The sequence below is a fragment of the Mycobacterium sp. genome, assembly GCF_032161845.1.
Lineage (GTDB): Bacteria > Actinomycetota > Actinomycetes > Mycobacteriales > Mycobacteriaceae > Mycobacterium.
Genome location: NZ_JAVRQA010000567.1, coordinates 1 through 6,669 on the forward strand (window position 1 = coordinate 1; position 6,669 = coordinate 6,669).

A 6,669-nucleotide genomic window follows, 5' to 3' on the forward strand; every position below is an offset into this window, starting at 1 on the left:
GCTACCCGAGTTGGTCGAGGTCACGTCATTCGACGAGGCCGGGCTGGCTGACACCACCCGTGGCGCTGGCGGCCACGGTTCCTCCGGCGGACACGAGAGTTTGTGATGGCATTCGGTAAGCGCAAGAGCGGCCCCACACGCGATGAGGGCAAGAGCGACCCCAAGTCTGCAGAGGCTGCGGCGTCTGCCGTCGACGAGGGCGATGGCGACGGTCCGTTCGACATCGAGGACTTCGACGATCCGGCCGTCGCCACCGTGGGCCGGCACGATTTCGGGGCGGTGTTGATCCCCGAGAACGAAGCCGCCGAGCTGGCCGTCGAGGTCAACCAGCAGGGTGTGCCGACGATGGCCTGGATGGTGACGTCGAGCGGTCGCTACAACGTGACGGCCTACGCGGCGCCGAAGGCGGGGAGCCTGTGGCGCGAGGTGGTCACCGAGGTCGCCGACTCGCTGCGCAAGGAGGCTGCCGAGGTCAGCATCCAGGACGGGCCGTGGGGACGGGAAGTCGTGGGTCACATGACAGCCGGCCCCGAGCCCGTCGTCATGCGGTTCATCGGCGTCGACGGCTACCGCTGGATGGTGCGCGGTGCTGCGGTCGGCTCGCCCGAAAATGCCGAGGCGATCGCGCACGAACTACGAAATGCTTTGTCGGACACCGTTGTTCGGCGTGGTGACACTCCTCAGCCGGTGCGCAACATGTTGCCGCTGCAGCTCTCCGAGTCGCTCGTCGCACGACTGCGAGCGAGAGCCGAACAGATGATGTCGGAACATGCGCAGCAGCAGGGCGGCCAAGAACCGCCGCAGCCGCCGCAGGTCGCGGCGCCGGTGGCGCGTCGTAGCGAACAGGGTTCGGCGATGCAGCAGCTCCGCACCATCACGGGTGGGTAGAGCTGGGTAGAGCTGGGTGGGGCTGAGCTAGAGCTCCATCAGCGCACTCACGCACGCTGCCCCGAGAACGCCGGGGTCGGCGCCGAGCTCATCGAGAGTGAAGGTGTGCAGCGCCGCCCGCGGGGCCGCGGCCACCCATTCGATCGCCACCTCGACCGGGTGCACCGGATCGTCGGTGGCGGCCGCGACGCCGATGGGCGCCATCAACGTCTCCAGCTGCTGGACGGTGGGCGCCACGTACCCGGCGGCCGCGTCCATGGCGTCGGGGAGTTCGGGCCATTGGCCGACCCACGACCGGGTGAGTTCATCTGCCAGCCATTGCGGGCTGGACGCCCGCATCTGGCTGATCGCCGATGCCAGCCCGTCGCGCCGGAGCACGTGCGCCGAGTACTGGGCGGCCAGCGCGGCCGTGGCGGATTCGGGTGGGCCCGTCCAGGCGGGCAATCCGGCCAGGACGGCCAGCGCACTGGCCGGGTGTGCGAGCGCCCACGCCGTGGCGACGGCGGCGCCGATCGAGATCCCGCCGACCGCGATCGGGCCCAGCCTCGCGGCGTCGTCCAGTGCGCGCAGATAGGCGCTGACGAGGTGCGCCGGCTCGGGCGCCAGTGCCATGACGACGGCGCCGACGTCGTGCAGAGCGGGTGCGAACGCTCGGTAGGCGTAGTCGTCGTCGGACCCGGTGCCTGGCAGCAGCACCACCGTGATTCCGCGCAGATTGACGGCCATCAGTCGATCGTGCCGTGTGCGTCAAATCACGTCGGGATGGAGGGAGTGAAACGATTCGCGGAAGGGTAATCGAACCACCTGTGTGCCACGTGGCAAAACGGAACCAACAGGTCTACGGTGGCGTTGGTTAAGAGGTGGATCAACGGTTGATGCACCACTTGGGTAGGAGAAACCATGGCTACGGCCGAAGGTTATCTGCGTCGACTCACGCGTCGGCTCACGGAGGACCCCGAACAGCAGGACGTCGAGGAGCTCAGTGACGAAGCCGCGAGCACGGGCGCGCAGAAGGCCATCGACTGTCGGCGCGGCCAAGAAGTGACGATGGTCGGCACACTGCGGTGTGTCGAGACCAACGCCAAGGGCTGCGCGGGCGGCGTGCGCGCGGAACTGTTCGACGGCACCGACGCGGTGATGCTCGTCTGGCTGGGCCAGCGCCGCATCGCCGGCATCGAGTCCGGACGCACGTTGCGAGTGCATGGGCGCCTCGGCAAGTTGGAGAACGGCACCAAGGCGATCTACAACCCCCACTACGAGATTCAGAAGTGACCCACCCCGAAAAGGGGGTGGCGCACGAAGTCGAGGCCGAAGAGCCCGATGAACCCGAAAACAAGCTGAGCGCGCGAGCCATCCTCGAGCAGATGGGCGGCATCAGCGGCCTGATCTATTCGTCACTGCCCGTGCTGGTGTTCGTCCCGGTCTCATCCCTGTTTGGTCTGAAGTGGGCGATCGGCGCCGCTCTCGGGGTGGCCGCACTGATCCTGGTGTGGCGACTGATTCGCCGAGAGACGGTGCAGCCGGCCATATCTGGCTTCTTTGCCGTCGGCGTCAGTGCCCTGATCGCCTACCTCGTCGGCGAGTCCAAGGGTTACTTCTTGCTCGGCATCTGGTCGTCACTCGTGTACGCCGGCGTCTTCGCGCTTTCAGTGGTGATCAGACGACCGATCGTCGGCTACGCGTGGGGCTGGGTCAACGGACGTGACCGCGACTGGCGTGGGGTCCGTCGCGCGGTGGTGGCGTTCGACGTCGCGACCTGCGTTTGGGCGCTGGTGTTCGGTGCGCGGTTCCTCGTTCAGAACCGACTCTACGACGAAGATCAGACGGGGTTGCTCGGTGTCGCGCGCATCGCGATGGGATGGCCGCTAACGGCCGTCGCGGCGCTGGTGACGTACCTGGCCATCCGGACCGCTCAGCGCGCCCTGCATGCAGCCGAGGGCGCGCCGACGCCCGCAACCGGGGCGCAGGCCGACTGACTCCGAGCCCGCGTAGCGGCGCGACCGACCGAATTGTGATCGCGGTTGCGGTACTCGCCTCGTTCGTGGCGTTCCTCGATGGCTCCGTGGTGAATCTGGCGCTGCCGGCCATCGCCGCGGAGTTCGGCGGCGGCCTCGCCCTCCAACAGTGGGTCCTCGACGGATATCTACTCGCGCTCGGTGCGCTCATCCTGGTCGCCGGCGCGGTATCCGACCAGTTCGGCAGGCTGGCGGTACTGCGGATGGGGTTGGCCGTGTTCACGGTCGCCTCACTGCTCTGTGCGGTCGCCCCGAGCGGGTGGGTCCTCATCGCCGCGCGCTGCCTGCAGGGGGTCGGTGCGGCCTTCCTGGTGCCGAGCTCACTGGCCATGATCAACGCCTGGTTCACGGGCCCGCGGCAGGCGGGTGCGATCGGTACGTGGACGGCGTGGACGGGGACGGCATTCGTCGTGGGACCGCCGCTCGGCGGCCTTCTCGTGGACGCGCTGAGCTGGCGGTGGGTCTTCGGGATCAACGTGGTGCCGTTGGCGGTCACGCTGTACCTGACGACGAGGCTCGTCGTTCCAGTGGGTAGTGGGGGAGCGACCGGAGGAAAGGCGACGGTGGACTTCGGGACGCGACGCGCCGCCCGGGTCGACATCGTCGGCGCGGCGCTATGTGCGGTGGGGCTGACCGCCGCGGTGTACGGCCTCATCGAGCAGCAGCGGCTGGGACCGTCGCATCCCGCGGTGATCACTGGGTTCGTGCTCGGCGTGACGTGTCTGGCCGCGTTCCCATGGTGGGAACGACGAGCGCCGAACCCGATCATGCCGCTGCAACTCTTCGCGGCGCGCAACTTCGCCGTCGGCAACCTCGCGACGGTGTTCCTCTACGCGGCGATATCTCTCGGCACGCTGATCGTCGCGCTCTTCCTGCAGGAGACCGTTGGCATGTCGGCGTCCCACGCGGGCCTTGCGACGCTGCCGCTGCCGCTATTGTCGTTCTTCCTGGCCCGTCCCTTCGGCAGGCTGGCGGGCAGGCACGGACCGCGCGTGTACATGGCCGTCGGCCCACTGATCGCCGCAGGCGGTTTCCTGTTGCTGACGACGGCGCGGGCGCCGTTCGACTTCTGGACCCAGATGCTGCCGGGACTCATCGTCTTCGGCGTGGGCCTGTCGGTCACGGTGTCCCCATTGACGGCAGCGGTGCTCGCCGCAGTGGACAAGGCCCAGAGCGGTATCGGTTCTGCCGTGAACAACGCTCTGTCGCGGGTGGCAGGCCTCATCGCGGTGGCCTTCACCGGCGTGATCGTCGGGCTCGATCAGTCAGGTAGCGGAACGGCTTCGGCGGCAATGACTTTCGTCGGCTTCCGAGATGGCGTGGTCGCAGTCGCCGTGCTGTTCGCGGTCGCCGGGGTGATCTCCGCGGCGGGGATCAGCAACCGGCAATGCGATATGGACCTCGTCTCGCCAGGCGCGTCGGCGCTCTGCCTTGATCGCGTCAGCGGGGGTGCAGTAGCAGTTCGCGCAGCTGGTCCTCGACCTCGTCGGTGGTGACGAACAGCAGTTCGTCGCCGCCCTCCAACGAGTCGTCGCCCTCGGGGACGATCACGCGGGCGCCCCGCAGGATCGTCACCAGAGCGGCGTCACGCGGCAACTCCAGCCGCTTGACGGCCTTGCCGCCCCACGGCGTGTCGTCGGGCAGGGTGATCTCCACGAGGTTGGCCTGTCCCTTGCGGAAGCTCATCAGGCGAACCAGGTCGCCGACGGACACCGCCTCCTCCACCAGCGACGCCAGCATTCGGGGGGTGGACACCGCGACGTCGACTCCCCACGCCTCGTCGAACAGCCACTCGTTGCGGGGGTCGTTGACCCGCGCCACCACCCTCGGCACCGCGAACTCGGTCTTGGCGAGCAGGCTGAGCACCACGTTGGCCTTGTCGTCACCGGTGGCGGCGATGACCACGTCGAAGTCCTCGAGACCGACGGCTTCGAGCAAGCTCAGCTCGCAGGCGTCGCCGAGGCGCCAGTGGGCGGCCGGGATGGCATCGGTGTCGACGTGGTCGGGGTTGCGCTCCAGCAGCGTGACCTGATGGCTATCGACGAGTTCCCTGGCGATGGACCGGCCGACGGCGCCGGCCCCTGCGATGGCGACCTTCACGGGTTCCTCACTGATCCTCGGCGTCGTCGCCCGGTGGGAGCGCGGCGATGGCCATTGCCTCGGCGATGTGACCGGAGATGGCCGCCATGTAGACCTGATCGCTGGCCTGGATGACGGTCTTCTTGTCAGGCAGCAGTCCCGTGCCGAAGCGGATCATGAAGGCGACCCGACCGCCGGTCCCGGCTTCCAGAGCCGTCACCCGATGGCCCACCCAGCCCTCGTGCAGCGGGAGTTCGGTAACGCCCACGTTGCCCGACGGATCACGCCACTTGGTGGTCTCCGTCTCGCGCGTGAGGACGTTGAGCAGTCTGTCCGTGGTCCAGGGCACCGTCGCCACCGTCGGGATGCCCAGCCGCTCGTAGACGGCAGCCCGCTTGGCGTCGTAGATACGGGCGACGACGCGCTCGACGCCGAACGTCTCCCGCGCGACGCGCGCGGAGATGATGTTGGAGTTATCACCCGAGGAGACCGCCGCGAATGCGCCCGCGCCCTCGATGCCGGCGCGCAGCAGCACGTCACGGTCGAAACCCATCCCGAGGACGCGCTCGCCGGGGAACTCGGGCGACAGTCGGTGAAAGGCGGTGCCATCACGGTCGATAACGGCCACTTCATGGCCGATTCTGGCCAAGCCATCGGCCAGCGACGCGCCTACCCGGCCGCATCCCATTACCACTACTCGCACGCGTCGATCCTCCCAGCGGTTCGGCAGAAACGGATTGTGGCGAACCCGCGCACTCGGAACGCTACAGCCATTCGCCCGTGCGTTTACTCTTGGCTCTCGTGTCCAAGCTTTCGACCGCTGCGCGCCGGTTGGTACTGGGAAGACCCTTCCGAAGCGACGCGATGGGCCACACGTTGCTGCCCAAGCGGATCGCCCTGCCGGTGTTCGCGTCCGACGCGTTGTCGTCGGTCGCCTACGCGCCGGAGGAAATCTTTCTGGTGCTCTCGGTCGCCGGTCTCAGCGCGTACACGATGGCGCCGTGGATCGGCGTCGCCGTGGCGGCGGTGATGCTCGTCGTGATCGCGAGCTATCGCCAGAACGTGCACGCGTACCCGTCCGGCGGCGGTGACTACGAGGTGGTGACCACCAACCTCGGTCCGACCGCGGGCTTGACCGTGGCCAGCGCCCTGCTCGTCGACTACGTGCTGACGGTCGCGGTGTCGATGGCATCGGCCATGTCGAACATCGGATCGGCCGTGCCGTTCATCGCCCAGCACAAGGTGCTCTTCGCGGTGGCCGCCATCTTGCTTCTGGCGTCGTTGAATCTGCGTGGCATCCGCGAGTCGGGGACTGCCTTCGCGATTCCCACCTACGCATTCATGGTCGGCATGTACGTCATGATCGGGTGGGGGTTGTTCCAGATCTTCGTTCTCGGTGACCACTTGCAGGCCGAGACAGCGGGTTTCACGGTCAAGTCCGAGCATGGCGACGTCCTTGGCTTCGCGATGGTGTTCCTGGTGGCGCGGGCGTTCTCGTCTGGCTGCGCGGCTCTCACAGGCGTGGAGGCCATCAGCAACGGCGTGCCCGCCTTCAAGAAGCCGAAGTCGCGCAACGCGGCGACGACCCTGCTGCTACTCGGCGGCATCGCGGTCTCGCTGTTCATCGGAATCATCGTGTTGGCCAAGGAAACCGGCGCCAAGGTGGTCGACTCGGTCGAGCAGCTCG

8 protein-coding genes and 1 pseudogene are annotated in these 6,669 nt (G+C 67.8%); 6 read left to right on the forward strand and 3 right to left on the reverse strand.

Going from position 1 to position 6,669, the window contains the following annotated elements:
* Positions 1-106, forward strand: a pseudogene (locus QOD90_RS31310) (dUTP diphosphatase); the annotation flags it as partial.
* Entirely contained in the window at positions 106-888 is a 783-nt protein-coding gene (locus QOD90_RS31315) for a DUF3710 domain-containing protein (protein ID WP_526356468.1), read from the forward strand. The pseudogene QOD90_RS31310 and the gene QOD90_RS31315, both read left to right, overlap by 1 nt.
* A 27-nt stretch (positions 889-915) precedes the next feature.
* Here the strand turns inward: QOD90_RS31315 and QOD90_RS31320 are convergent, their stop codons facing one another.
* Positions 916-1,614 (reverse strand): alpha/beta hydrolase, encoded by a 699-nt coding sequence (locus tag QOD90_RS31320; RefSeq protein WP_526356470.1) that lies wholly within the window; start codon positions 1,612-1,614, stop codon positions 916-918.
* A gap of 174 nt (positions 1,615-1,788) precedes the next feature.
* On the opposite strand from QOD90_RS31320, the gene QOD90_RS31325 reads away from it, so the two are divergent.
* The 3 genes from QOD90_RS31325 (at position 1,789) to QOD90_RS31335 (ending at position 4,399) form a co-directional block, all read left to right on the forward strand.
* Entirely contained in the window at positions 1,789-2,160 is a 372-nt protein-coding gene (locus QOD90_RS31325; RefSeq protein ID WP_318975348.1) for an OB-fold nucleic acid binding domain-containing protein, read from the forward strand.
* A gap of 92 nt (positions 2,161-2,252) precedes the next feature.
* A complete protein-coding gene (locus tag QOD90_RS31330; protein WP_526356480.1) occupies positions 2,253-2,864 on the forward strand; it encodes a DUF3159 domain-containing protein in 612 nt (203 codons plus the stop codon).
* 35 nt (positions 2,865-2,899) lie between these two features.
* Positions 2,900-4,399 (forward strand): MFS transporter, encoded by a 1,500-nt coding sequence (locus tag QOD90_RS31335; protein ID WP_526356472.1) that lies wholly within the window; start codon positions 2,900-2,902, stop codon positions 4,397-4,399.
* Here the strand turns inward: QOD90_RS31335 and QOD90_RS31340 are convergent.
* Together QOD90_RS31340 and QOD90_RS31345 are read right to left on the reverse strand one after the other, a co-directional pair.
* On the reverse strand, positions 4,344-5,003 hold the full coding sequence (locus tag QOD90_RS31340; protein ID WP_526356474.1) for a potassium channel family protein: 660 nt from the start codon (positions 5,001-5,003) through the stop codon (positions 4,344-4,346). The two genes, QOD90_RS31335 and QOD90_RS31340, sit on opposite strands and share 56 nt — an antisense overlap.
* A 7-nt stretch (positions 5,004-5,010) precedes the next feature.
* Positions 5,011-5,685: a potassium channel family protein gene (locus QOD90_RS31345; protein WP_526356476.1), complete on the reverse strand. Its 675-nt coding sequence runs from the start codon at positions 5,683-5,685 to the stop codon at positions 5,011-5,013.
* A 98-nt stretch (positions 5,686-5,783) separates the two neighbouring features.
* Between QOD90_RS31345 and QOD90_RS31350 the strand changes: the two genes are divergently transcribed.
* The coding region (locus QOD90_RS31350; protein ID WP_526356478.1) for an amino acid permease at positions 5,784-6,669 on the forward strand (886 nt) is incomplete at its 3' end.

Bases quoted from the DNA above. Each gene is read 5' to 3' on its own strand.
- QOD90_RS31315 (WP_526356468.1), top strand. From the start codon at position 106: ATGGCATTCGGTAAGCGCAAGAGCGGCCCCACACGCGATGAGGGCAAG.
- QOD90_RS31320 (WP_526356470.1), bottom strand. From the start codon at position 1,614: ATGGCCGTCAATCTGCGCGGAATCACGGTGGTGCTGCTGCCAGGCACC.
- QOD90_RS31325 (WP_318975348.1), top strand. From the start codon at position 1,789: ATGGCTACGGCCGAAGGTTATCTGCGTCGACTCACGCGTCGGCTCACG.
- QOD90_RS31330 (WP_526356480.1), top strand. From the start codon at position 2,253: ATGGGCGGCATCAGCGGCCTGATCTATTCGTCACTGCCCGTGCTGGTG.